The organism is methanotrophic endosymbiont of Bathymodiolus puteoserpentis (Logatchev), from assembly GCF_900128525.1.
Taxonomy (GTDB): domain Bacteria; phylum Pseudomonadota; class Gammaproteobacteria; order Methylococcales; family Methylomonadaceae; genus Methyloprofundus.
On record NZ_FQTQ01000061.1, the window covers coordinates 1 to 25,802 of the forward strand.

Below are 25,802 nucleotides of genomic sequence, written 5' to 3' on the forward strand. Positions count from 1 at the left end.
TCGCTGAAAATCAGGGAAACGGAGCGATAGCGAAGTGATGATTTTTAGTCCGCAGTAGGCGACAGGGAAATTCGCCAATCCGAAGTGCACTGCGGTAGCAGTGCGCGAGGGAGGCTAGAATTTAATCCCGACAGCCGTCAAGCCATTTGAGGTAGCTTTAACGTAGCGGCTTTTGTGCGAAGTTGAAGCGGACGCAGGGCGTACTGGGGCTTATCCAATTCGCTCCGTATGTGAATGAATATTTGGCGACAGGAGTCCCAAGTGTTTCATGAGGTAGGATGGCGCGCCTGTGTTGCTAACCAGCAATATCACTCTGCTTTATTATTGGGTTTTAATTTTCTTTCAGAAGTGCCAGTAGCTGAATTAATGCAGCTTGCCTACCAATTGCAGTGGTGGGAAACATTTGATTATTTTCTTGATCAATTAGCGCCTGAACAGCAAGCTTTTTGGCAAGGCTTGCGTTATCAATATCATAGGGATTTTCAGGGGGCTTTAAAGGCATGGAATACGGATAATAATAAGTTATGGCAAGACTATTTACAGCAAGGTTTAGCGTTAAGTGCATTATTATCCAGTGTGACTGAAAGTAATGAGTTGAACGATCTTTTACCGCGTTATCAAGCTTGGTCAAAGTGGCAACAGGAATACCCAGGTGAGAAAATTTGGCGTGATGTCGCATCCATTGTGCAGGAATATGCTGGCAGTGATACGTATTACAGTATAGAACGCGACCTTTATGGTACGGCTTTTAGAGCAACGGCTGAGCAGCCTGTACGGTTAAGCATTGTTGGCCCTACCAAACTACAGTTACACTTTAGAGTCTTGCATCCTGCAAGTCATAATGATTTGGTACTAGATGGCTGGATTGAAATCAACGATGAACAACAATATCTGGTTACGCCTTTTACAAATAATACGCCAGTGCAAGGGTTAAATTTAATTGGTGAATCGAGCTATCAATTAGGCCGCAAGTTAACGCTAGAGTATCAAGTTGGTGAAGGCGTACATAATATAGAATTATTTTCACGGCAAGCCCCTCTATCTATTCAAGTTAAACAGCAAAAACCAGCCTTTCCAATAATGGTATTACCTGAATTAACGTTAGATATTTTTAATGCTTTACATGACCCGTTAAATTCAGCTCAGCGACCAGACGATACCATTTTGGTTAAATCTCAAACCATCGTGTCGACTGCGGTGAGTAGTAGTCCAAAGAAAATTATACAACCGGAGTCATTCTCGATTCTACAGCCAGAACAATTACCATTAACGTTATCCAGTGCACAAGCTGTCCCTTTTGATTCGATTACTCTTAACTTAGTGCCTAACAGTTTGCAGCAGGCACAATTAGCAATGATAAGTTATGTATGGCAGATTGAATCATTGCCAGATTTACTTACAAATAAAGAAATTCTTGTCGCGGCAGAACAGTTAACTTTGCAATATCCAAATGATCCCAAGATTGGTACGCTGTGGCAACGTCTGTCGCGCCATACGCAATGGCAGAAATTAGGTAATATCATTAACCCTGCTGGTGTACAGTTTGTACCGATAAAAGGTTGGGCGCCTGAGAGTACGGCTTTAGAAGCGCGGAAAAATTTATTGGAGCCGGTGCAGCCTGATGAACATATATTATTCTCTGATAAAGTATTGGTGTTTTCTATGTACAACACTGCGCCAATTAGCTTGCATACCAGTGTACGTTTATTAGACGTACCTTTTTTACCGGAGCAAGATGCCGACCTTATCTATCAAGTTGATGATGGAGAATTGCATAAGGTGCATTTATCTCGGAATAATAATGGTAAACAGCTAACACTTAAAATTCCTGTGGGAGATCATCAGATTAGGCTCTATATTGCTGAATCTATAGGTAATCAATTTGTCGCCTTGCGCTTTAATGATCATGCTCATGATTTGTCACTACAGCAAGAGCGCGCTTATTTTTTGAGTACGGTGCAACAACCATTGCAGGTTTATGTACGAAGTCCTACGATGTTACGCATAGACGAATGGCGGCAAGGTGCAAGTTATAACTCTTATCAAGCGATCACTGAAGTTGGCTGGCAAACAGTAAGTTTTGCACCCACACAGGGCCAACAAGAAAGTCTATTGCGAGTGAAGCAGCGCATACTGACGACAGGCAGCAAAAAAATAACTAACCGAATAGTCGAGCGTGACCTTGTTTCCGTGCCTGAAAGTAAGCTGAGTCCTGAATTGACTCGAGCATTGGCAAGCATTACCTTAGTTGATGAATATAAATTAGGTGCACAAGAAGATGGCACTTGGAGCACTGGGTTAGATTTTCAAAGGCGAAATAATGTTCAAGAGGACAGCAGGTTGATCGCGCCTGAACAGTTTGTTCAGTTTAGAGTGGAGCATCGTTATTTTGATAAATCCTTACAAGGTTATTGGTTTTCGCAAGGTCTTGCTCGATATAGAGAGCGAGGAGGCCCAACTTTTGGCCTGAAGGGAGCCTTTGATTGGCAACCCAAAGCATGGCCAGTCAATACTAAATTTAAAGCGCATATATTTGTGCAAGCTTTAGAGGAGGGCACGGAGTGGCTAGGTCAGCTTAGTTTGGTGTTGGGTAAAAGTTTTCGCTTAATGCCCAAAACAACGATTAAACCTGAATTGTCTTTTTTTGCGCGTTATTTAAGTTTACAAAATGATAGTAGAGTTCAAAATATAAAGTTCCAGCAACAAATAGATCAAGATGTCTATACGCCCTATAAAGCAGACCATAGATATGGCATGAATGCTGCGTTAACTCTACGTCATAGACCATGGCTAGATACTTTATGGGAGGCAAAAGTAGCTACTGCATCTAACGAGGACTTTAATCTTTTTAGCCCAGATCATATTGCTTTGCAGGCTCAATGGAAACAGTATTTGGATGATTTTCAAGTAGATGCTGGATATAGAGTCAGCTTTTATCAGCAAGATGATAATCGCATTTTTGCGAGTACTCGTAGCTTAGCGAAATTTAAAGTAAGTTGGAATCATTGGTTTGTGAACCAAAATCGAATAGAGCTTACGCTAAAATATCTCTATGATATTGAACGTAGCGAGCATTTGCCGGGGCTATCATTTATATTTCATTTCGGTGAAGGACGCGGCTATCGTGACTTTAGTCCAAGTGAATTGGATTTTCTGCCTTTGATGCAACAACGTATACCGAATGAACAGAATAATCAAATCGAAAAACATTACAATTAGTCTAGCTGAAGTTAGTCAACTGATTAGCCATAATCGTCCACCATTTTGGTTGCAACTCAATGCTTCATTACTTAAGCGTATATTAGCTGGTTTTAAGGACTGGCCTTTGCTTCCGACGCTTGAATCAGAGCAACGACAATTAGTCGATGGACAGAAAACGCAGCGTATTGTAGAGTTTTTATTGCATGAAGCAACACAAACTCAAGCTCAATTAACTCGCTTAAGTGAGCGTTATAGCCTTTATAGTCAGCGCTATGTAAAGGCGGTCAATGAAGATGAAAAGCAAGCCTATATCTTAGAGTATGCACGCGAATTAGGCTCTACATCACGTGCTTTGCGCCAAGATAAAAGAGCCTTTAAGCGTTGGTTTGGACATGATGCTGTTAGCGATCGCTATAGACGGCAGCACTTAGAGAATGAACGCTATTTGAGCTTTATTTTGGACTGCCTAGGGAGGTTAGCAGCGCTCGTATTACATACTAATGGTGAGGCAGTGGGTTTTAATAAACTGTGGCAGCGCCTAGAGTTAGAGCGCGTATTGCAACCCTTGCTACAGTATCGTGGTGATGAGCGGGTTGTCATTTCTGCCTTTAAGGCGTTATCGCTGGCTATACAGGCATTGCCTACTGAGCTAAAAAACAGTAGTTTAAAAGAAGGTAGTTTACGCTTTATCTATCAAGCAGCATTAAAAAATACGCAGTCAGTTTGGATTCAGTGTGAGGCTTTATTGTTAGTGTTGCATGCTAAGCCGGAACAATTGTTAACCATTCTTAATAAGCGTTTTACCCAAGCGAAGAGCAATGATGATTTATTTGTACGTCGTAAAGCAGTGGAAATTATTGGCAAACAAATTATTCATGATAATGCGTTCATTCCTTTATTGGATTTAGCGAGCAAAGATATCAGTCCCGCTGTACGACAGAAGATCCCAGAAATCTTGCCTGAATTATCATTGGACTTAATTCAATTATATAGCCCAATTTTGTTAGCAGATGAATCTGAACCTGTGCGCGCTTCTGCCTTATTAGGTTTATTACCTTTATTAGCGCGCGTAGACTGTTTTAGTGTAGGCCTGAGCCTCCTAGCTGATTTTTTGGCAAAAGAGCAACAAAAATTCCCTTTACGTACTGCATTGTTGCTTTGTAGGCAGGGCTTAGATCAACTACTGGAACATCAGCAGCAAGATAAAATTGATGTTTATTTACACACCTTGTTGCCAGCTATAGAGCGGCTACATCAGCAAGCCGATTCTTTATCAGTTAGGCGTTGGGCCGCACAAACACGCGAATATTTATTATGTATTAGTCAAACAAAAACGCATGCCAGTTTTATTGCTTTAAGTCAATTCGTTAAAACCATTACACCTGGCAAAAGTAAGCGTTTACCCAAGCATTTAATCATTAAAGATGAAACTGAGTTAGGGCGTGTTTTGGCCCTGATTGCACAGCAAGACTTTGGTTTTGATATTGAGAAAAATGCCTTTGGTTATTTTCTCAGTCGAGGCCATTCTTTTGGTTTTCGCTGTTGGCGTTTTTTATATGAGTTTCGCCACCCATCGCCTGATAAACGCCAAGGATTTTCACATACTGTAGGTCGTTTGTTCTGGGGGCAGCTACATATTCCTTCTGCAATTTTATCCGAATTAGCTGAAACCAAAGTTCCGGGAGAGCCTTTATTTATCAGCACCGAGGATGGCTGGCGAGAATATTTACCGTTGCTAGATGAAGTGTTATCTGCGCTTAGCATTGGTGTTCAAGAAACCAGAATTTATCACAGCGAAGGGTTGACCCTTATTCAGCCGCCGAAACCTTGGTTTAAGCGCTGGCGTGCGCGCTGGCTGATTACCTTCCGTTTCTCTGAGTATGCGCATTTAAGAAATTGGCAGGAGCAGGACCAGCAAGCATCAACCAGTTATTTTCAAGCTTTGGCTAAACTAGGTATACAAGTGTCTTATCAGGGACATAACACAGAGCATTGGCAAGAAACCTCAGAAGACCCAGCTGTATTACGTTTTTTCCCAGCCTTTTTACCTTTAGAAGGCAGTCATTTATGGGATGAATTTAAAGATTATTTTATTTCTGTTTATGAAAACTCACTGTATGAATTAGCGGTTTATACAGGGCTCGCCTGTACTTATTTTGTGGGCCGACATCTTTATTTGTATCACAAGATAAAAGTTGCAAGAAATCGTCTACCTTTGGTGATTGGTGGCTGGGGAACACGGGGGAAATCGGGTACGGAACGTATTAAAGCAGCGGTGATTAATGCTTTAGGGCACAGTATCATTTCCAAAACCACAGGTTGTGAAGCGATGTTTATACATTCGCACCCCTTTGGTGAATTGCGGGAAATGTTTTTATTTCGTCCTTATGATAAAGCAACGATTTGGGAGCAACATAATCTAGTGTGTTTGGCAGATCAGTTTAAAACTGAAGTGTTTTTATGGGAATGCATGGGCTTAACACCATCTTATATTGAGATATTACAGCGGCAATGGATGCGTGATGATATTTCCACTATTACCAATACTTATCCAGATCATGAAGACCTACAAGGGCCTGCGGGAATTAATATTCCTCAGGTGATGGCTAAATTTATCCCTAAAAATTCAATTATATTAACCACTGAAGAGCAAATGCGGCCGATCTTAGAGCACGCTGCGCAAGAATGTGGCAGTAAGTTTCGTTCAGTGGATTGGTTGCAAGCCGGATTGTTGAGCGATGATGTTTTAGCGCGCTTTCCTTATGATGAGCATCCTTATAATATTGCTTTAGTGCTGGCCATGTCTGAAGAAATCGGTGTGGAGTATGATTTCGCTTTAAAGGAAATGGCGGATCGCGTGATCGCAGATATTGGCGTATTAAAAACTTACCCATGCGCGCTGTGGCGTAGTCGGCGTTTAGAATTTATTAATGGTATGTCAGCCAATGAGCGTTTTGGTTGTTTGGGTAACTGGCAGCGCATGGGCTTGGATAAATTAAGTATTGAAGAGCAGCCAGATACGTGGGTGGTTTCGGTAGTTAATAACCGTGCAGACCGCGTGGCGCGCTCTCGGGTATTTGCTAGTATTCTAGCGCAAGATATTAGTTTTGATCGCTGTGTTCTGATTGGTAATAATCTAGCTGGTATGCAAAGCTATATTAAAGAGGCGTGGGCGGAATGGATTGCAGGCATTGATTTGTTTAACGATAAAGAAGCGCCAGATGCTATTTTATTAAGGGTGGCACGTTGGTTTCGTATTCCTTATAACGAAGATTTAGTAAAAATGCGTTTGCAATATATGTTGGCTGGGCAAACGACAGACATTGATTTGCAAATGTTTCTTCAATTACTGAACCAACCGGAAGCATTGGCTTTGGAGTTAGCTAAACAAAAAATTTTAAATGATAAAGACATTGTTAGCTTTTTAGCTGCAGATTTACAATTGCTCGCTAGTTATCAAGTTTTTGCACAGTCTTTATCTAGTAAGACGCATAAAGAATTGCAGTCTGATTTTAAGGTTTTGCTGTGGCAGTGGTTTAGCCAAAAAATAGTAGTGGTTGAAGATTACCATGCCACTGGAAATCAAGTGATTGAGACCATTGGTACTGTAACGCCGCCAGGGTTTTATGCGCGTATTATCGGTATGCAAAATATTAAAGGGACGGGGTTGGATTTTGTATATCGCTGGCAGGCTTGGGAAATTTGCTATAAAGCTTGTCAGCAATTAGCGAGCCCCATTGTAGCCGAATCTAATAAGGGACTATCTACCTTAGCCGCTTTTCAGGAATACGGTATTGTTGCTGAGGAAACTGTACGCTCCACTGTTGCCACAGTTAAAGAGTCGATGATTGCGCAAAACGAACACTATCAAGCCGAATTAGCCTTGATTATAGCTAATTTAGACTATGCACTAGGTGCATTAAAAAAACAAAATATTGGGCAAGTCTCAGGTAATAGTTGGTTGAATTATATTATTAGCAGTTTAGAAGCGTTTCTTGATGCTGGTGATGCAGTAAAGCGTAGGAAATTAGCGAATGTCATTTACCAAGATTTAATTGTCGAACGTGTCAGTCACGAGCGTGCTGCATTAGAGTTACAAAAAATTAATAAACGTCAAAAAGGTGGCTGGTTAAATTTGTCAAAATAAACTCCTGCATATTTTGATTCATTTATCATTGTTCAGGCCAAGAGAGATGCGCTTAAAAGTGTGGAGATTTGCTAGAATAGTATTACTCCAGTTGGCATGCCCCACCTCCACTTCCCCTTGGGTTTCCCCACACTTTAGAGTGGCTATACAGGTTAGCCAATGCTACAATTTACCGCAACTTTAAATTAAAATATGGACTGAGTAAATGACTCAAAATGCAGAAAATCTTATCTGGATTGACTTGGAAATGACGGGCCTGGACCCCGATAATGATTTAATTATTGAAATAGCAACAGTAGTAACTGATAAATACTTGAATGTGTTAGCCACTGGTCCAGTACTGGCTGTGCATCAAAGCGATACAGCGCTGGCAGCTATGGATGATTGGAATCAAGAGCATCATAGTAAATCTGGGCTAATTGAACGCGTTAAAGCTTCGCCGGTTAATGATGCGCAGGCTGAGCAACAAACTATTGAATTTTTAAAGCAATGGGTGCCTGCTGCTACGTCGCCTATGTGCGGGAATAGTATTGGTCAAGATCGCCGGTTTTTATATCGCCGTATGCGTAAATTAGAAGAATTTTTTCATTATCGAAATTTAGATGTATCCACGCTTAAAGAGTTAGCGGCACGTTGGGCACCTGAAGTAAAAGAGTCATTCAAGAAAAAAGAGACGCATGAGGCATTACAGGATGTTATTGAGTCAATTGAAGAATTAAAGCACTACCGTGAGCATTTTATTAAAATTTAATTGGGTTTAGTATGAATTCATTAATTGCTGTTGCTTTTGGTGGTGCAGCGGGTGCAGTTCTACGTTTTCTTGTTTCAACGGGTGTTTATCAGTGGTTGGGCCGAGGGTTTCCTTACGGCACATTGGCAGTCAATATTATCGGTTCTTTTTTTATCGGTCTATTAACTGAAGCTTTGATTTTACAGCGTATTGCCATTAGCATGGAATATCGAGCGGCTATTTTGATTGGTTTTCTAGGTGCATTCACGACGTTTTCTACTTTCTCATTAGAAACTATTTATTTGCTTGAACAAGGCAATATATCTAAGGCGTTGTTAAATATATTAATCAGTATTTGTGCATGTTTATTTGCTGTCTGGATTGGTTTGCTAGTGGCTAGAACCTTACTGATGTATTCCGGTGGCGTTGCGCATGGAGTTGGCTGGACATTGCCTTACGCTCTGATGGCAGTTAATGCGATAGGTATTTTTTTGATCGGTCTTGTTGCAACTATTCTTATGCAGAAAGTTGATATGATTGAAGAGTACAAAGTGGCTATTGCTGTCGTTTTAGTCGGTGTTTTTATTGCCTTATCGGGTTTGTATTTGATTTTGTATCTGATTGAAGGAGGGTTTTCGATAAAAACACATTTAAATGTGATGCTAGGTGTTTTTTTAATCAATACCTTAGTCTGTATATTTTCTTTATGGGGTAGTTTATTAGTCGGGAGACAATTGTGAGTCAAAGACAAATTATCATTGCACGCGTGTATACCCTAGAAGGGCATGAGCATTTGACACGAACGCTAGATATTCTACAGCAAGAAAAAGTGGCTGGAGTTACTGTGATTCGAGGTATTGAAGGGATTGGTGAGGCAGGGGAATTACATACCTCATCGCTATTGACCTTGTCATTGGAGCTGCCAGTCATTATTGAGTTTTATGATGAGTCAGTAAAGATAGATGAAATTATTACCCTATTGAAGAACAAGTTAGATCTAAAGCACATTGTCAGCTGGCCCGTTACAGCACATATTTAAGATATTTTTTAATCCCAACTATTAAAACTAAAAGGTAACAATTAACATGTTAGACCCGCAACTATTTAGGTCAGAGCTTGAATCTGTGCAAGTACAATTAAAAAGGCGTGCTGTTGATTTCAATGCTGATTTTTATACTGATTTGGAAAATAAACGTAAAGCGATACAAGTTAAAACACAAAAATTACAAAATGAGCGTAATTCCCGCTCGAAAGCGATTGGTCAAGCGAAAGCTAAAGGTGAAGATGTGCAACCTTTACTTGATCAAGTACAGGGACTTGGTGAGCAATTAAAACAAGCTGAAATTGAATTGGCTGATGTACAATTACAAATACAGGGCATGATGGAGGGATTGCCTAATATTCTTGATGCATCTGTGCCGGCAGGTAAAAGTGAAGAGGATAATATTGAAATAAGCCGTTGGGGTGAGCCGCCTAAGTTTGATTTTGCCGTAAGGGATCATGTTGATTTGGGCGCATTACATAAAGGTATGGACTTTGAAGTAGCAGCAAAAATTACTAGCGCTCGATTTGTGGCTTTAAAAGGTAATATTGCTCGTCTGCAAAGAGCATTGGTTCAGTTTATGCTTGATACGCATTCGACTGAACATGGTTATGAAGAAACTTATGTGCCTTATATTGTTAATGCAGATAGTCTGTACGGAACAGGGCAACTACCTAAGTTCGCTGATGATTTATTTAAAGTAAGCTCTAATCCAGATTTATATTTAATCCCAACTGCTGAAGTGCCAGTGACTAATATCGTGCGCAATGAGATTGTTGATAATGCGGATATGCCAATGAGAATGGTCGCGCATACGCCGTGTTTTCGTAGTGAAGCGGGAGCTTATGGTCGCGATGTGCGGGGCTTAATTCGTCAGCATCAATTTGAAAAAGTTGAATTAGTGCAGGTGGTTAGAGCGAGTGAGTCTGAACAAGCACATGAAGATTTAACCGCGCATGCAGAGACTATTTTGCAAAAGTTAAATTTACCGTACCGTAAGGTTTTATTGTGCGCAGGTGATACAGGTTTTTCTTCGGCTAAAACGTACGACTTAGAAGTTTGGTTGCCAGGCCAAGATACCTTTAGAGAAATTTCTTCCTGTAGTAACTTTAAAGACTTTCAAGCGCGCCGTTTAAAAGCACGTTGGCGTAATCCTGAGACGGGTAAGCCAGAGTTAGTTCATACTTTAAATGGTTCAGGTTTAGCAGCAGGGCGTACTTTAGTTGCTGTGATGGAAAATAATCAAACAGCGGAAGGAAATATAAATATTCCCGAGGTATTGCAGTCTTATATGGGGGGGATAACGGTGATTAATATAGGTAAATAAATGAGAGGGTATGTTTTAAGGGGGTATACAAGATAAAGATGTCGGCTGTTTTATTGGTTAGCCTTGCTTTGTTCGTGGTTGGCGTTAATGCAAAAGAGAGTAAAGAAGCTAAAGCCTTGGATTTTTCTTTGCATTGGACAGTGGAAAAGTATGCGCCTGTTATTATGAGGCATAGGAAGGATAATACATTAGATATTCAGGGGATTTTTGAGCCTAAAGAGGAAAGATTGAATCTGGAGCTAGATGCCCATTTTGAATCACCGCATAAGGAAAATAAAGAACGAGAACTTACGCCAGATGGCTTGGGTATTGGTATTAAGCTTGGAATTTAAGGCATAAAAAAGCCCCCGTTACTTTTTTAGTAGTAACGGGGGCTTTTTGTTGGAGCTATTGGTTTTTATCTACCAGTAATAGTAAAACCTACACGGCGGTTTTCTGCGCGTCCAGCAGCTGTATCATTGGTCGCAATAGGATTTGATTCACCAAAACCTTTGACAGTGATACGGTTCGCATCAATACCTTTGCTAACTAAAAGATCTTTAACGGCCTGTGCTCTGCGTACAGATAAAGCTTGGTTGTAGCTTGCAGGTCCTCGGCTATCGGTATGACCTTCAAGTTGCACAGTCATGCTTGGGTTTACTTTTAATATATGTACTGCATTGTCAAATAAATTAGAGTATTGGGCGGGAATTTTAGTGCTATCAAAGCCAAACTCAAGCTCATTAAATGACCAGCAACCTTGTGAATTAACACGTGCGCCTTTAGAGGTACCGGGGCATTTATCTCTGCTATTAATAACGCCATCACCATCAGTATCATTGTTAATAGTTGCAACGACAGGTGTCAGAACAGTTTTATTAAATAACATACCTTCAACAAATGAAGCGACTGCTGGGCTAGAGTTTAATTCCGTAGCTGTTATGCCAGTTCCGCAGCCAGAAATAGCCGATAAGCCTTGTAGTAGGGCTTTGCCATCTTGATCGCCTTGGTTGCCGACCCAAACAGAGTAGACACATAAACGATCGCCAAATTTATCTTCTAAAGCTTGTGTTGCAGTTAAGGCTCTTGAAGATATGTGATGGCCATCACTGATAACTAATAGGGCAATATTACCAGGCGCTTTGTCAAGGTCAGTTGCTGCTGCAGAGAGCGCATTTTCCATTGGCGAGCCACCACTAGCACACTGTGCTTGGTCAAGGCTAGCTTGGAGTGCGTTGACTGAATAATTGCTAATATCTTGCACAAGGCCATTTGAACAAGCGCCAAAACCAAAAGTACGTAAACCTGAAGAAAGTTTAATATTTTTTGGAATGGTTTTATTAATATTATGTAAAATTTGTTTTTCTACGTCAAATTTTGTATCACCAGAAGAATTGCCGTCATAAACTGCATTTGTAGAAGAAGATGCATCTAAGACAACAAATAAAGTATCGACTTTTTGTTTAAAGTCTGCCGTTGAGTTGTTTTGCCCGGCGGGAGTGGCAGTAAAGCTTGGGTATGAAGTTGCTTGTTGCGTCGCACAACCTGATAATAAAGCTAGACCTGTAATGGATACAGCAGGGATTATTATTTTCTTAAACATATATCTTCCTAGAAACGTTAGAATAAGTCTCGATTCTAACAGTTTTATTTTTTTTTGAAAGTAACATTAATAAAAGTATGTTAAGCATGAAATAATGACTTATAGATTAATTAGGGTAGGAGAAGAGTAATGAAGATTGTACAAATAATAATAGCTAGTAGTTTATTAGTTATCAGTATGAATAATTTTGCAGGTGTTTTTTCTGATGTAAAACAGCAAGCAGAGAGCGGCGATGCGTTGGCGCAAGCTAAAATAGGTGCCATGTACCAACTAGGTCGAAACGGTGTAGATAAAGACGCACAAGAGTCAGCGCGCTGGATGCGCAAAGCAGCTGACCAAAACATGGTGGAAGCTCAGGTGTTTATGGCAGCGCTCTATGATCGAGGTTTAGGTGTTAAACAAGATTATAATAAAGCAACCAAATGGTATGAAAAAGCAGCAAAACAAAAGCATGGGACGGCTTTGGCTATCTTAGGCAGGAATGAAGTGGCAAAGGGCAGTATAGCGTTTGATTATAAAAGTATGCGCCTAAGAGCTTCGAAACAAATTCCTGTAGAATATTCCAAACGATTTTTAAGACAGAAATAAATAGAAATATGAGTGTAAAAACACGATTTGCCCCTAGCCCAACGGGCTATTTGCACGTAGGCGGTGCACGTACGGCTTTATTTTCTTGGTTATATGCCAAAAAAAATAACGGGAGCTTTGTTTTGCGTATCGAAGATACTGATTTAGAACGTTCAACACAAGAGTCAGTTGATGCGATTTTAGAGGGTATGGCGTGGCTAGATTTAGGCTATGACGAAGGGCCTTTTTATCAAACGCAGCGCTTCGATCGCTATAAAGAGATTATTCAGCAACTATTAGATCAAGGTGATGCTTATTATTGCTATTGTTCTAAAGAAGAGTTAGAAGCTTTACGTGAACAACAAATGGCAGATAAAGAAAAGCCACGTTATAACGGTAAATGTCGTGAAAACCCTGAAGATAAGGCTGAATTAAATCGCGTTATTCGTTTTCGCAATCCTGAAGAAGGTAAGGTGGTTATTGATGACCTTGTTAAAGGTAAAATTATTGTTGCCAATAAAGAACTAGATGACTTAATTATTGCCCGTACGGATGGAACGCCAACTTATAACCTAACGGTAGTCGTTGATGATATGGATATGGGGATCACACATGTTGTGCGCGGCGATGATCATGTGAATAATACACCAAGACAAATAAATATTTTAAAAGCGCTAGGAGCCGAATTACCGCATTATGCACATTTACCAATGATCTTAGGTGATGATGGCGCTAGATTATCCAAGCGGCATGGTGCAGTGAGTGTGATGCAATATCGTGATGATGGCTATTTACCTGAAGCTTTATTAAATTATTTAGTCCGATTAGGTTGGTCGCACGGCGATCAAGAAATATTTAGTCGAGAAGAAATGATTGAGCTATTTGATCTAAGTCAGGTGAATGTTGCAGCCTCGACATTTAATACTGAAAAATTATTATGGCTTAATCACCAGTATATTATGAATAGTGATCCAGAATTAGTCGCTAAACACCTTGAATGGCATATGCAGCAGCGCGGTATAGATGTGGCAACGCAAGGACCTGCACTAGTAGATTTAGTTAAAGCACAGCGCGAGCGCAGTAAAACATTAGTCGAGATGTCTGATGCCAGCCTGTATTTTTATCAAGATTTTACTGAATATGATGAAAAAGCAGCTAAGAAAAACTTTAAGCTAGCTGCTATCGAGCCTTTGCAAGCCTTATTAGATGCATTTAATGGCGTTGACGAATGGCAAGGTGAAGCACTGCATGAAATAGTGTTACAAACAGCTGAAACTTTAGAGCTTAAACTAGGTAAAGTTGCTCAGCCTTTACGTGTTGCGGTATGTGGTACTGGAATGTCACCCTCTATTGATGTCACTTTATCTTTATTAGGCAGAGAAAAGACTTTAAAGCGTCTTGAGCGAGCAATAAATTATATAAAAGAAAAAAACAGCTAGACACGATTAATTATTGGTATATAATAATCGGACTCAACTAAGGGGCCATAGCTCAATTGGGAGAGCGCAACACTGGCAGTGTTGAGGTCGGCGGTTCGATCCCGCCTGGCTCCACCAAGTTTAATTAGTTTGAAAAAGTTCAAGGTCCCCATCGTCTAGAGGCCTAGGACACCGCCCTTTCACGGCGGTAACGGGGGTTCGAACCCCCCTGGGGACGCCAATTTAAAACTCATAGGAATTGAGTTTTTCAGCTTGAAGTTAACAAGCTGTTTTATGTTACTTTGGAAAGTGATAGTAATATCATTTACATTAATAGTCTTAGTCCCCATCGTCTAGAGGCCTAGGACACCGCCCTTTCACGGCGGTAACGGGGGTTCGAACCCCCCTGGGGACGCCATACAAAAGAAAGGGTTATCTATTTATTTAGATAGCCCTTTTTTGTTTCTGCTAAAAGTTAAAAACTTAAAGTGCCTAGATTAAAATTATAAGTGCATAATCCAATAAATTTTTAATATCTATCCCGTTAGCTCTTCAAAAACTCCATAAGGTGTTTTGTAGCCTAAGTATTTATAGTGACATCAATATAAGCTACATTACCTTTGGAAAATACTGTGGTAAGAGTCGTTTTTACCTCTTGCCTGCGAGCTTATGGCTTAGTAAAATAAGTGTCACAATCCAATGTTTCCGCGGACTATCAGCCCTGCTAGAGCTGACAGCGATAGAAAAATAAGAGAAAGGCAGTGCAAAAAAAGTTTTTAACATCAATGTATGCTAATCTAGCTTATTTTTATCGATAAAGGGTGTTTTGATGCAAGTGCGTGTTAAATGGGTTGATGGGATGATGTTTTTGGGTGAATCTGAAAGTGGTCATGCAGTAGTGATGGATGGTCCGCCTGAGTTAGGCGGTAATAATATGGGGGTACGACCTATGGAAATGTTGTTGCTGGGCATGGGGGGCTGCACTTCTATTGATGTGATGCAAATTTTGCAGAAAGGTCGCAATAATGTGACGGATTGTATTGCTGATATTACCGCTGAACGCGCGGATTCTATTCCAAAGGTATTTACTAAGATTCATGTGCATTTCATCGTGACAGGGAAAGGCTTAAAAGAGGCGACTGTAGAGCGTGCGATTAAGTTGTCAGCTGAGAAATATTGTTCTGCTTCTTTGATGCTGCAGAAAGCGGTAGAAATTACGCATGATTTTGAAATTTTAGCTGTTGATTAATGGCTTTCTAAATGGAATTTAGCAGTGCTTTAAGCTTACCTTCTTCAAATTGGTGTAAAATAAACGGTGTTTTATTACGCAAAGAAATACAAGTGGTGCGATCATTTCGATTTGTGAGCGGTAGTGAATTAAGAACGGCCAATCCTTTGGATATCTAGGTCCTGCAACTTAACGTTTTTTACAAAACTAAAATGGTCAAGTAAAGCAGGACACTTTCTTTGATCTATTTCTTATGGAACCTGCGCTCAAATTCTAGGGGTTATTTATAGCCCAATTTAGAGTGTGTCCGCTTACCATTATAAAAACTAGACATCAATAATGTCATTAATAGTCGCTTCTTTTGTGCTGACAGTTCGTAATTCAATTGCATGCTTTTGAGGCTACGAAAAATCGATCTGTCGGGTCTTGTTATCCCGGTTTGTACCTTTTCGGCTTATACTTTGCATAATATTTATAATACCTATGTGGTTACAATATTCTTTGCTTACATATTGTCTACCTCGAGCCGAATGATGCGCTGTATTCAGGTTTTGGCTTGTTGTACGAGAAAGCCAGTAACACAAAGTGAGGCACACTATGATTACTAATCACTTGCCGTGAAAACAAGTCAATTACAAGCACTAGAAGTGTTTTTCTTTATTAGGCCATTACAGCGAAACGACTATTCAGACATAAGGGGTTGTTATCCCCATGATCATTAAGTTATTTTATTCTTATTCTTTAAACCCTTTTAATAGATCTATTGGAAAGACGATAGTAGAAGATTTATCACCCGCAATATCAGTTAAGGTTTGCATATATCTCAGTTGAATTGCCCCCGGCTGCTCCGCTAATACTTTTGCTGCTTGCATCAGCTTTTCGGCAGCCTGTAATTCACCTTCGGCGTGAATGACTTTAGCGCGTCGAGTTCTCTCTGCTTCGGCTTGTTTGGCAATGGCTTTGACCATACGCTCATCTAAATCCACGTGTTTGATTTCAACGTTTGCTACCTTAATTCCCCAAGCATCAGTCTGCTCATCCAGACTGGTCTGAATATCAATATTCAGGCGCTCACGTTCTGCCAGCATTTCATCTAATTCATGCTGGCCTAATACTGAGCGTAAGGTTGTCTGTGCCAATTGGCTGGTGGCATCATAAAAATTTTCTACTTGTATAATAGCCTTTTCTGGGTCTATCACTCGAAAATAGACAACGGCATTAACTTTAATTGAAACATTATCTCGAGAAATAACATCCTGTGTCGGCACATCCATCACAATGGTACGTAAATCAACCCGTACCATTTGCTGAATCAAGGGAATAACAAGAATGAACCCAGGCCCTTTTACTTTGTAAAAACGTCCCAGCATAAAAATAACACCACGCTCATATTCTCGAAGAATTCTGAACGCACTAATCAGCAATAGCACTAAGTACTCATGAAAAATTAATTTAACTAAAAGTGTATAATAAGAATCCCATTATTTTAATGAGGTATAACTTGTAAAAGTAGACCTTCAATTGCGGTTACTATTACTTTTTCATTTTTATGCAAAGGTTGATCACATATGGCCTGCCAGTTTTCACCATGAATATGAATCATCCCTTTTCCGGTAAAATCATCCAGTACGACTCCGATGCTATCTAGCATTTGTTCTTTACCGCTAACAACTGGGTTATGCCTTGCTTTTAAAATTAAACCCAGTGCGATAATGAAAAAAACCGCACTGCTCAAAGCAAAACCGGCAATCAGCCCTAAATCTATACCAAACCCAGGCATATCTGTGTCCATTAAAATCACCGAGCCGATCACAAAGGCAATGACACCTCCAAGGCCAAGTATTCCGAAGGTCGGCATAAAGGCTTCAACTATCATCAGGGTAACGCCAAACAGAATAAGACCCATACCTGCATAATTTACCGGCAATAGCTGCAAGGCATATAAAGCCAATAAAAAGCAAATTCCACCGACTGTGCCGGGAACAACGCTACCTGGATGGGAGAACTCTAATACCAAGCCATAAATCCCTATCATTAATAAAATATAAGCCATGCTTGGATTGGTAATGACCGCTAAAAATTGACTGCGCCAGTCTGGCTTGATGCGTTGTAATTCAATATTTTCGGTATTTAATATCAGTTCCTTGCCGGAAACATTAATTTTTCTACCCTGTAATTGTTGAAATAAATTGTTTACATCAGTTGCCACAAGATCAATGACATTGAGTTTTAAAGCCTCAGTTGCAGAAAGGCTGGATGCATTGCGTACCGCCTGTTCAGCCCATTGTGCATTTCTGCCATGCATTTTTGCCAAGCCACGAATATAAGCAGAGGCATCATTAACCATTTTATGAGTCATAGGGTCGGAGACTGGTTTATTTTGTTTATCCTTAGTTTTATCGTTACCGAGTTTTCCGAAACCTCCCATTTGCACAGGAGTCGCTGCACCTAGGTTAGTGGCTGGGGCCATTGCTGCAATATGGCTAGCATAGAGTATATAAGTTCCCGCGCTCGCGGCCCGTGCACCACTGGGTGATACATAACTGATGACTGGGATAGGGGCGGCAATGATTTGTTGAATAATCTGGCGCATGGAAATATCTAGTCCTCCAGGCGTGTCTATGAGAATCAGGACAGCCATAGCCTGTTGGTCAATGGCTTTTTTCAGGTTGCGGACTATATAGTCTGCTGTTGCAGGACTTATAATACCGTTAATTTCTAGTTGTATTACTAACGATGGGTTGGGGGGCTTAACTTTGTCCTCTGCATAAGCCGCGCTTATAACCGTTAACAAAACCAGAAAAATAAACCGCATACTCTGTACTATAAACATAACGCTTTACCTATTGTTTTGTAGGTTTTTTCAGTTTACTCCTGAAGAAAGTAAGTAGCAATCAATAAGTAGCGAGGCATAATTAATTTACTAATAAGTAAACCTCTATCTGTGAGCCGCCGAAAGTTCAAAAGATAAGGAGACAAACGATGAATACAGAAAATAGCTTAAATTATACTGAATGGGAATGTACGTGTCATATAGTCTGGATACCCAAATATAGAAAGAAAAACCTGTATAAGGGTTCGGGGTAGTATCTGGGCGCTACTCTCAAGGGGCTAGCTTGTCAGAAAGAATATAAAATTGAAGAAGGGTATTTGATGTCGGATTATGTGCATATTCTAATCTCGCTCCCTCTAAAATACTCAGTAGCACAGGCTGTGGGGGTTTCTTAACGGAAAAAGCGCCATATCTATAGCTCGAACTGACGTAGAGCGAAGAAAGAATTGTATGGGGCAGAATTTTGAGCCAGAGGATATTATGCTTCAATAGTGGGTAGAGATGAGGAGATCGTGAGTTGTATATTAAGCGCTAAGAAGAGGAAGATAAGCGAAACTGGATGCTTATTTTAAAGCATCGCCATCTTTATAGGTGGTAAATAAATTAACCTGCTTCGAGTGGTTCACGTTTTACAAGCCTCCGGCTCTGCCGGAGGTAGTTGACTAACTTATGTTTATTTGCAATCAACATAATCAAATTTAATGCCCGCTTTTTTTAGGCGAGAAGCAGCTTTAGATTCAGCAACCGCCCCTTTACTGGCGTTAACTTTTTGTACTTCCCCTGTTGTTTTGCCATCAATATAAGCAGTACAGCTAAAAGCTTTAGCATATGAAACGGAAGTGATTAATGACAGTGCTAAACCCGCGATAATTTTCTTCATTATATAATCTCCATGCTCTACAAAATAAAATCATCTGCCACTCAGAGTATTCAATGACAGAGTAATAAACTGTTTAATTATAGCTTAAATTATTAGGTCTCGTTAATGTTTTGGGTAAGATATTTATCAGTGATCCCATTGCAAGAATAAGGGTCTAAATAGGGAGACCAGGTTATATCTGTATAGGTATAGAATAGCTCTGGGCAGATAAGCTTGATAACTTTAATCAAGAACACCTAAAACCTTGTAAGTATTCAGGTACCCCACCAAAAAATTGAGATTTCAGACCAAAAACTATTCCAAGCTATTGATAGTTCGTTTCGGGGATGAAAAATTGGTGAAATTTTCAAGGGGTGTCTGAATACTTACAAAACCTTTGCTCAACTCTCACTATCCTTGTTATTTTCCAGTGACCCTTACCGGAGGTAAGGGAAAAGAAAGAAAATAATATCACTATGATAAAATGATGACACTTTATGAAAAACTGAAATAATTGGATCGGAGTTAAGATTCGCTGAAAGGTATACTATAAAAGGTGATTATTTAAATAAATGAACAGAAAAATTCTGACTTTAGAGGTAGACTAAATGCTTTATTTAGACTTATTTATTTTTATTGACTGACTGGAAAATACTGCATGAGTGACGTAGAGGGCGATAGTCACTTAATGCTAGATCTAAGCATTGAGTGTTATAAAATTTTTTTATAAAAAAATAATGCCTTGAATTTTAAACAAATAAAAAGGACTCTATCTATGAAAAAATCTAATTTTAATATAAAAAATGAAGATCCAAAAATAGAAATAAATAAACCTGAAGAACATAATTCATGGCGAAAACAAGAGCTTAGCTTTTGGTTTTACCTTGCTTTTATGATGCTGTCACTTTATTTATGGCAAGGGTTCAAGCAATATCAACAGAAGGAAATCCCATATAGTGAGTTTCTGCAAAAAATGCAGGCAGGAGATATTGAAGAAGCAGTAGTTACCGATAAAGTTATTTCAGGAAAGTTCAGATCAACTAATGCCACTTTTGACGAAAAAAAAACGCAATACTTTATTACTGTTCCTTTATTCAATAACGAACTAGCGAACGAGCTAGCAAAAAATGGCGTGAAATATACAGTTCGTCATGGCGATAATTGGCTGAGTACATTTTTATTTAGCTGGGTACTGCCCTTTGGGCTGATATTTCTGTTGTGGAACTGGATGGCTCAACGTATGAGCGGAGGCGCACAAAGCTTTTTGAATATCGGAGGAAATCGAGCGCGTATCCATCCTGAAGGAAACAATAAAACCACCTTTAAAGATGTTGCAGGTGTTGAAGATGCTAAGCAGGAGTTAGGAGAATGTATTGACTTTCTTAAAGATCCTACATTGATTCAGCACCTCGGAGGTCATATGCCAAAAGGTATTTTATTAGTTGGTCCGCCAGGAACGGGTAAAACCTTACTAGCGCGTGCTGTTGCAGGTGAAGCTAGCGTACCATTTTTTAATATTAGTGGCTCAGAATTTATTGAAATGTTTGTCGGCGTGGGTGCTTCACGTGTCCGTGATATGTTTGATCAGGCACGGCAAAAATCACCGTGCATTATTTTTATTGACGAATTGGATGCTATCGGTGGCGCGCGCGGTATTGGAACGGTTATGGGCGGGCATGATGAACGAGAACAAACCTTAAATCAATTACTAACGGAAATGGATGGTTTTGACCCTTCGTCAGGGGTTATTGTTATGGCTGCCACTAATCGACCTGAAGTACTAGACAAAGCCTTGCTGCGTGCCGGCCGTTTTGATCGACAAATAGTTGTTGATAAACCCGACCTTGAGGCGCGTATAGCCATACTTACTCTACATACTCAAAATATGGAGATAGCTAAAGATGTTGATCTCAAAGTGGTCGCTCAACGTACTCCAGGTTTTGTGGGCGCAGATTTAGCCAATATTGCTAATGAAGCCGCTATACTTGCGGTACGTAACCGTCATGAAGAAATTAATATGCTAGATTTTGAAGCGGCTATTGATCGTGTTATTGCAGGCCCCAAAAGAAAAAGCCGTTTATTAGGCTCGGTAGAAAAGAATCGTGTCGCCTTCCATGAAGCAGGGCATACTTTAGTTGCAGAAACGGTTCCGACGGGTGAACCTGTTCATAAAGTGTCTATCATTCCTCGTGGTGTTGCTGCTCTGGGTTATACCTTGCAATTACCAACTCAGGAGAGATTTTTGTCTACTGAGCAAGAGCTGAAAGACCAGATTGCCATTTTGATGGGAGGGCGCGTGTCTGAAGAACTTGTTTTTACAGACGTTTCAAGCGGTGCTTCTAATGATCTGGAGCGCGCATCAGAAATTGCTCGCGGCATGGTGACACAATTGGGAATGAGTAAGAAGCTTGGAGCATTAACCTATGGTAAAAGGCAACAATTAACGTATTTGGGCACTCAGGGAATAGAAGAGAAAAATTACAGTGAAGAAACTTCTCGCCTTATTGATAGTGAAGTCAAAATACTCATTGATGAAGGATACCAACGTGCCACTCAGATCCTAACCGAGAAACGTAAATTGCTTAATAAATTGGCAGCAGCACTGGAGCAGAAAGAGGTATTGAGTGGAGAAGAAGTCGCTGCCCTTATCAAAAAAGACACCTAAAAAGGTTGGCTGTACTTGAGAATATTATCGATTTTTGACTTCCTAAATCACTTTAATGTCATCAAAATTTGATGACATTAACTATTTTAAATAGACTGCTTATTGCTATTTTTCATCATACAAATGCATTATTTTAGTATTAACGCCTTTTAATATTTTAATAAGCTTCTGGATTGTGGCTTGTTGTCTATCTTGAACTTCGGCTAAGGATTGTATTTTTTCTTCTGCTTCTGATAATTGTTGCGTAAGTGTCGTTATCTGCTGTTGTAATTGTTCGTTGTCTGCGCTAACTCGTTTGAGTTCGCTTTGAATATTGGCCTTTAAATGGTCAGATTTAATGACTAGCTTATCCATTTGCAGTTGAATTTCAGATTCAAGCTCAGAGACTTCACTTTCTAGTGCTTCAATAGACTCCAGTTGTGCTAACTCTTCAACTGGAGTATTTTGCTCTGTTGTTTCTGTTGAGGCACTGTTTAGATCAGTATCTTCTGGTTCTATGTTGTCACTTGGCTCTGAAAGTTGTGCTTCTTGAATATTAAGTTCTGCTTTTTCTAGTTCAGCGACATTAACTTGCTCTTCAGACTCTATCACGGTTTCAGTGCGTGGTTTAAGTGTTTCTTCTGTAGTAGTAATCGCTTCTACTAATATCTCTTTCTGTATATCAGGTTCGGCTTCTGGCTTTGGCTCAATATCTAGTATATCTGAAGAAGGCTTCTCCAAAAGATGCTCATCAGCAAGTTCTGGTTCAGGTGTTTCTTTTGTTTTTTCTGGAGCTGCAGAAGATTCCATTAATACCTCTTCGGCTGCGATATCAAGGCTTGAATTAACTAAGTCTTCAATACTTGTTGTGTTAATATTTTTTGCGTCATTCGGCATTTGGCTCTCCATTTAACTAAATTTGTTTACTTAACTTAGTACATCGTCCAATTTAAGTAAAACTTTATTATCAAGAAAGAATGAGCGATGGTGAGTATAAAAAAGACATGATCATAAATGTTTTTTTAATTTTGACGATATTTTGGGAATTAAAATCATGAGAATAGCTGATATAATTTAATTTTGTTAGAAATGAAATGCATATTCTTATTTTTTCACCTAAGCCTCTGTATAGGTACTATCTATCTAAAGCAAACATAAGAAAGATGTGCTTTGTTCCGTAGCGCAACCTATTTATTTTCTTAGTTATTATTTTAAAATGACATAATCAAAGAAATCTAACTGATAATTAATACTGATCACATAAATATGATTATTTTATGGACCGATGCACTGATATTTTTTTTAATTTTGGTGCTTATTCTCACCGTTTTTAGCTTGCGCAAAAAAGAACAATTTATTCGCCCGTGGAAAAAAGTGACTCATAGCCGTACGGCGATGGTTTCTTTGGTTATTCTACTGTGTTTTATGTTTATTGGCCTATTGGATTCCGTACATTTTAAACCGAGTGATAGCAAACAAAATGAAATTATTAGTATCTTAGATTATTGGGCGAACCCACTACGTTTAACTCAAGAGAAAAGTTATTCTGCGCCATTTTCTGCCTATTTATATAGTAAAGAATTAATTATAACCGAGAACCAAATACGTTCTTGGGGCTATCCAAGGTTAGAGTATGGAGCGAGTCATTTAAGTGATATTGAAGCCGAAAAGATGAGTGATATTCTGAGTAAAGCAATACTAGGGCTTTGCAAAGGTGCGGGTATTACACTACTTATTTTTTTCGCTTATCATTATTTAACAAAGCTAGTATTTTTTAGCAGTAAAGCCGTTAATACGGTTTTTGCGACGCTCTTTTTGATCAATACAATCAGCTATATGCTAGTCGATTTATCTTCTTATTACCATGTGCTAGGTACTGATAAGGTCGGAGAAGATGTTTTGTATCAGGCGATTAAAAGTATTCGTACAGGGCTGGTTATAGGCTCATTAACCACATTAATTATGTTGCCGATGGCGATTATCTTCGGTATTTTAGCGGGATTTTTTCGTGGCTGGGTAGATGATGTTATTCAGTATATTTATACGACCTTAAACTCTATTCCAGGAGTGTTGTTAATTGCGGCCTCTATTTTAATGGTACAAGTCTATATGGCTAATCATCAGGAGGAATTTACTAGTTTAGTGGCGCGTGCAGATATGCGCTTATTATTTCTTTGTTTGATTTTAGGGGTTACCAGTTGGACGGGCTTATGCCGGTTATTACGTGCGGAAACGTTGAAATTACGCGAAATGGAATATGTGCAAGCTGCTCAAGCTCTAGGTGTGCCCCGTTATCTTATTTTATATCGGCATATTTTGCCTAATGTCATGCATATTGTATTGATTTCTGTGGTGTTGGATTTTAGCTCCTTAGTATTGGCTGAAGCGGTACTTTCTTATGTGAATATTGGAGTAGATCCGACCACTTATAGTTGGGGTAATATGATTAATGGCGCGCGCTTAGAAATGGCTAGAGAGCCTATTGTTTGGTGGTCATTAGCGGCTTCCTTTGTGTTTATGTTTAGTTTGGTATTAGCCGCTAATTTGTTTGCAGATACGGTACGCGATGCTTTTGACCCTAGACGAGCTGAATCATGACTGAGACTTTATTAACGGTAGAAAATTTACATCTGAGTTTTGCCGGTCAGCCGGTTATTAACGGCATCAGTTTTCAAATTAATAAAGGTGAAACCTTTGCTTTAGTTGGCGAGTCAGGCTCAGGGAAATCTTTAGCGGCTTTATCAGTTTTACGCTTACATCCAACACAGGCTTATTTACAGGCTGATACGATACAGTTGGCTGATATTGATATTTTACGCACGCCAGAATCTGAACTGTGTCAGGTGCGCGGACAACGTGTTGCTATGATTTTTCAAGACCCCATGAGTTCCTTGAATCCGGTTATGACGATTGGTCAGCAAGTTGCAGAAACCATACAATTGCATTTTTCAATGGCTAAAAAACAACGTATTGAAAAAGTTTTAGTTTTATTGCAACAAGTTGGGATTCCTGATGCGCTGCGCCGTATGAATGAATATCCGCATCAATTATCGGGGGGGCAACGCCAACGAGTAATGATTGCTATTGCCTTAGCCGGTGAGCCGGATTTATTAATTGCCGATGAGCCAACTACAGCCTTAGATGTTACGATTCAAGCGCAAATACTAGACTTATTAAAAAACATACAACAACAAAATGGCATGGCTTTATGGCTTATTAGTCATGATTTGGCCTTGGTTTCTAATATAGCTGACCGAGTGGCTGTTATGCAGTCGGGAAATATAGTCGAAACAGCGGATAATAAGGCAATTTTCAGTCACCCGCAGCATATATACACGCAAAAATTATTACAAGCGTTACCAAATATAAACTACCGAGAAAAACAACAAAAGTCTGATTCTGTCGCTCTTTTAAAGCTAACTGATTTTAAGGTACATTACCCGATTAGAAAAGGGCTGCTTAAGCGTGTAGTGGATTATGTAAAAGCCGTTGATGGCGTCAGCTTTACTTTAGATGCAGGTAAAACACTGGCATTAGTAGGTGAATCTGGTTGTGGCAAAACAACATTGGGAAAGGGCTTGTTAAGTTTAATTCCTAATACTTCAGGACGCGTAGATTTTCACGGCGTTGACTTAGCTACATTATCACGAGAACAGTTACGAGTGCAGCGAGCTGCGATGCAGATTATCTTTCAAGACCCTTTTTCAGCAATGAATCCACGTATGTTTATTTTAGATATTGTTGCTGAAGGTATACGGACTTTGCATCCAACGACAAATAAGGAAGAGATAGTTAGACAGGTGACAAAAATATTAAATCAAGTAGGGCTAGATGCAACAGCTTTGTACCGTTTTCCGCATGAATTTTCAGGAGGTCAAAGACAGAGAATATGCATTGCTCGGGCTTTAGCCGTTAAGCCTAAATTAATTGTCTGTGATGAGCCAACTTCTGCGCTAGATGTCTCGGTACAAAAGCAAATTATTGAGTTATTAAAGTCTTTACAAAAAACACAAAATATCAGTTATTTGTTTATTACACATGATCTCGCGGTTGTCGCTGAAATAGCCGATGAGGTGGCTGTTATGTATCAGGGGAAAATTGTTGAGCAGGGCAGTGTAGAGCAAATATTAAGCCAGGCTCAACATCCGTATACACAAAAACTGTTAAGTGCTGTGCCCATTTTGGTGAAGTAGGTTTAAGTGGAAGTGCTATTATTAGAACTAT

The 25,802-nt window shown here is 39.6% G+C and carries 19 protein-coding genes and 3 tRNA genes; 17 read left to right on the plus strand and 5 right to left on the minus strand.

Going from position 1 to position 25,802, the window contains the following annotated elements:
* Positions 1-261: 261 nt before the first annotated feature.
* From BQ7314_RS03870 to BQ7314_RS03900, 7 genes are all read left to right on the plus strand, one after another.
* Positions 262-3,219 (plus strand): hypothetical protein, encoded by a 2,958-nt coding sequence (locus BQ7314_RS03870; protein ID WP_174482399.1) that lies wholly within the window; start codon positions 262-264, stop codon positions 3,217-3,219.
* Complete coding sequence (locus BQ7314_RS03875) at positions 3,182-7,348, plus strand: hypothetical protein (RefSeq protein WP_174482400.1); 4,167 nt, start codon at positions 3,182-3,184, stop codon at positions 7,346-7,348. The genes BQ7314_RS03870 and BQ7314_RS03875 overlap by 38 nt, the downstream gene beginning before the upstream one ends.
* Before the next feature lie 205 nt (positions 7,349-7,553).
* On the plus strand, positions 7,554-8,099 hold the full coding sequence (gene orn / locus BQ7314_RS03880; RefSeq protein WP_174482401.1) for an oligoribonuclease: 546 nt from the start codon (positions 7,554-7,556) through the stop codon (positions 8,097-8,099).
* A gap of 11 nt (positions 8,100-8,110) precedes the next feature.
* Complete coding sequence (gene crcB / locus BQ7314_RS03885) at positions 8,111-8,818, plus strand: fluoride efflux transporter CrcB (protein ID WP_174482402.1); 708 nt, start codon at positions 8,111-8,113, stop codon at positions 8,816-8,818.
* Positions 8,815-9,117: a DUF190 domain-containing protein gene (locus tag BQ7314_RS03890; RefSeq protein ID WP_174482403.1), complete on the plus strand. Its 303-nt coding sequence runs from the start codon at positions 8,815-8,817 to the stop codon at positions 9,115-9,117. Before crcB ends, BQ7314_RS03890 begins: the two co-directional genes overlap by 4 nt.
* Before the next feature lie 46 nt (positions 9,118-9,163).
* Positions 9,164-10,447, plus strand: coding sequence for a serine--tRNA ligase (gene serS, locus BQ7314_RS03895; protein ID WP_174482404.1), 1,284 nt, complete (start codon positions 9,164-9,166; stop codon positions 10,445-10,447).
* 38 nt (positions 10,448-10,485) lie between these two features.
* Positions 10,486-10,779: a hypothetical protein gene (locus tag BQ7314_RS03900; RefSeq protein WP_174482405.1), complete on the plus strand. Its 294-nt coding sequence runs from the start codon at positions 10,486-10,488 to the stop codon at positions 10,777-10,779.
* A gap of 65 nt (positions 10,780-10,844) precedes the next feature.
* Here BQ7314_RS03900 and BQ7314_RS03905 read toward each other — a convergent pair whose 3' ends face one another.
* Positions 10,845-12,029 carry an OmpA family protein gene (locus BQ7314_RS03905; protein ID WP_174482406.1) on the minus strand — a complete coding sequence of 395 codons (1,185 nt, stop codon included), beginning with the start codon at positions 12,027-12,029 and terminating at the stop codon, positions 10,845-10,847.
* A gap of 129 nt (positions 12,030-12,158) precedes the next feature.
* Here BQ7314_RS03905 and BQ7314_RS03910 point away from each other — a divergent pair, with 129 nt between their 5' ends.
* From BQ7314_RS03910 to BQ7314_RS03935, 6 genes are all read left to right on the plus strand, one after another.
* Entirely contained in the window at positions 12,159-12,617 is a 459-nt protein-coding gene (locus tag BQ7314_RS03910) for a tetratricopeptide repeat protein (protein ID WP_245394907.1), read from the plus strand.
* Positions 12,618-12,625: 8 nt separating this feature from the next.
* Complete coding sequence (gene gltX / locus BQ7314_RS03915) at positions 12,626-14,035, plus strand: glutamate--tRNA ligase (RefSeq protein ID WP_174482407.1); 1,410 nt, start codon at positions 12,626-12,628, stop codon at positions 14,033-14,035.
* A 41-nt stretch (positions 14,036-14,076) separates the two neighbouring features.
* Positions 14,077-14,152 (plus strand) — tRNA-Ala (locus tag BQ7314_RS03920).
* A gap of 27 nt (positions 14,153-14,179) precedes the next feature.
* Positions 14,180-14,255 (plus strand) — tRNA-Glu (locus BQ7314_RS03925).
* A 101-nt stretch (positions 14,256-14,356) separates the two neighbouring features.
* Positions 14,357-14,432: transfer RNA gene (locus tag BQ7314_RS03930), tRNA-Glu, on the plus strand.
* Positions 14,433-14,843: 411 nt separating this feature from the next.
* Positions 14,844-15,263, plus strand: a complete 420-nt coding sequence (locus BQ7314_RS03935; protein WP_174482408.1) for an OsmC family protein — start codon at positions 14,844-14,846, stop codon at positions 15,261-15,263.
* A gap of 713 nt (positions 15,264-15,976) precedes the next feature.
* Here BQ7314_RS03935 and BQ7314_RS03940 read toward each other — a convergent pair.
* Complete coding sequence (locus tag BQ7314_RS03940; RefSeq protein WP_280953861.1) at positions 15,977-16,672, minus strand: slipin family protein; 696 nt, start codon at positions 16,670-16,672, stop codon at positions 15,977-15,979.
* A 56-nt stretch (positions 16,673-16,728) separates the two neighbouring features.
* Positions 16,729-18,075: an NfeD family protein gene (locus tag BQ7314_RS03945; protein ID WP_245394908.1), complete on the minus strand. Its 1,347-nt coding sequence runs from the start codon at positions 18,073-18,075 to the stop codon at positions 16,729-16,731.
* Between the two features lie 257 nt (positions 18,076-18,332).
* Between BQ7314_RS03945 and BQ7314_RS16065 the strand changes: the two genes are divergently transcribed.
* A complete protein-coding gene (locus BQ7314_RS16065; protein ID WP_425356632.1) occupies positions 18,333-18,470 on the plus strand; it encodes a transposase in 138 nt (45 codons plus the stop codon).
* A gap of 278 nt (positions 18,471-18,748) precedes the next feature.
* On the opposite strand, the gene BQ7314_RS03955 is transcribed toward BQ7314_RS16065, so the two are convergent.
* Positions 18,749-18,955, minus strand: coding sequence for a hypothetical protein (locus BQ7314_RS03955; RefSeq protein WP_174482409.1), 207 nt, complete (start codon positions 18,953-18,955; stop codon positions 18,749-18,751).
* A gap of 754 nt (positions 18,956-19,709) precedes the next feature.
* On the opposite strand from BQ7314_RS03955, the gene ftsH reads away from it, so the two are divergent.
* Positions 19,710-21,599 carry an ATP-dependent zinc metalloprotease FtsH gene (gene ftsH / locus BQ7314_RS03960; RefSeq protein ID WP_174482410.1) on the plus strand — a complete coding sequence of 630 codons (1,890 nt, stop codon included), beginning with the start codon at positions 19,710-19,712 and terminating at the stop codon, positions 21,597-21,599.
* A 105-nt stretch (positions 21,600-21,704) separates the two neighbouring features.
* On the opposite strand, the gene BQ7314_RS03965 is transcribed toward ftsH, so the two are convergent.
* Entirely contained in the window at positions 21,705-22,475 is a 771-nt protein-coding gene (locus BQ7314_RS03965) for a hypothetical protein (protein WP_174482411.1), read from the minus strand.
* A gap of 369 nt (positions 22,476-22,844) precedes the next feature.
* On the opposite strand from BQ7314_RS03965, the gene BQ7314_RS03970 reads away from it, so the two are divergent.
* Both BQ7314_RS03970 and BQ7314_RS03975 read left to right on the plus strand, forming a co-directional pair.
* The gene (locus tag BQ7314_RS03970; protein WP_174482412.1) at positions 22,845-24,176 is read left to right on the plus strand and encodes an ABC transporter permease; all 1,332 of its coding nucleotides are present in this window, start codon (positions 22,845-22,847) and stop codon (positions 24,174-24,176) included.
* A complete protein-coding gene (locus BQ7314_RS03975; protein WP_174482413.1) occupies positions 24,173-25,771 on the plus strand; it encodes an ABC transporter ATP-binding protein in 1,599 nt (532 codons plus the stop codon). The genes BQ7314_RS03970 and BQ7314_RS03975 overlap by 4 nt, the downstream gene beginning before the upstream one ends.
* Positions 25,772-25,802: the final 31 nt, after the last annotated feature.

Excerpts from the sequence above, each read along its gene's own strand:
- BQ7314_RS03875 (WP_174482400.1), top strand. The coding sequence starts at position 3,182 with ATGAACAGAATAATCAAATCGAAAAACATTACAATTAGTCTAGCTGAA.
- orn (WP_174482401.1), top strand. The coding sequence starts at position 7,554 with ATGACTCAAAATGCAGAAAATCTTATCTGGATTGACTTGGAAATGACG.
- crcB (WP_174482402.1), top strand. The coding sequence starts at position 8,111 with ATGAATTCATTAATTGCTGTTGCTTTTGGTGGTGCAGCGGGTGCAGTT.
- serS (WP_174482404.1), top strand. The coding sequence starts at position 9,164 with ATGTTAGACCCGCAACTATTTAGGTCAGAGCTTGAATCTGTGCAAGTA.
- BQ7314_RS03900 (WP_174482405.1), top strand. The coding sequence starts at position 10,486 with ATGTCGGCTGTTTTATTGGTTAGCCTTGCTTTGTTCGTGGTTGGCGTT.
- BQ7314_RS03905 (WP_174482406.1), bottom strand. The coding sequence starts at position 12,029 with ATGTTTAAGAAAATAATAATCCCTGCTGTATCCATTACAGGTCTAGCT.
- BQ7314_RS03910 (WP_245394907.1), top strand. The coding sequence starts at position 12,159 with ATGAAGATTGTACAAATAATAATAGCTAGTAGTTTATTAGTTATCAGT.
- gltX (WP_174482407.1), top strand. The coding sequence starts at position 12,626 with ATGAGTGTAAAAACACGATTTGCCCCTAGCCCAACGGGCTATTTGCAC.
- BQ7314_RS03935 (WP_174482408.1), top strand. The coding sequence starts at position 14,844 with ATGCAAGTGCGTGTTAAATGGGTTGATGGGATGATGTTTTTGGGTGAA.
- BQ7314_RS03945 (WP_245394908.1), bottom strand. The coding sequence starts at position 18,075 with ATGTTTATAGTACAGAGTATGCGGTTTATTTTTCTGGTTTTGTTAACG.
- BQ7314_RS03955 (WP_174482409.1), bottom strand. The coding sequence starts at position 18,955 with ATGAAGAAAATTATCGCGGGTTTAGCACTGTCATTAATCACTTCCGTT.
- ftsH (WP_174482410.1), top strand. The coding sequence starts at position 19,710 with ATGAAAAAATCTAATTTTAATATAAAAAATGAAGATCCAAAAATAGAA.
- BQ7314_RS03965 (WP_174482411.1), bottom strand. The coding sequence starts at position 22,475 with ATGCCGAATGACGCAAAAAATATTAACACAACAAGTATTGAAGACTTA.
- BQ7314_RS03970 (WP_174482412.1), top strand. The coding sequence starts at position 22,845 with ATGATTATTTTATGGACCGATGCACTGATATTTTTTTTAATTTTGGTG.
- BQ7314_RS03975 (WP_174482413.1), top strand. The coding sequence starts at position 24,173 with ATGACTGAGACTTTATTAACGGTAGAAAATTTACATCTGAGTTTTGCC.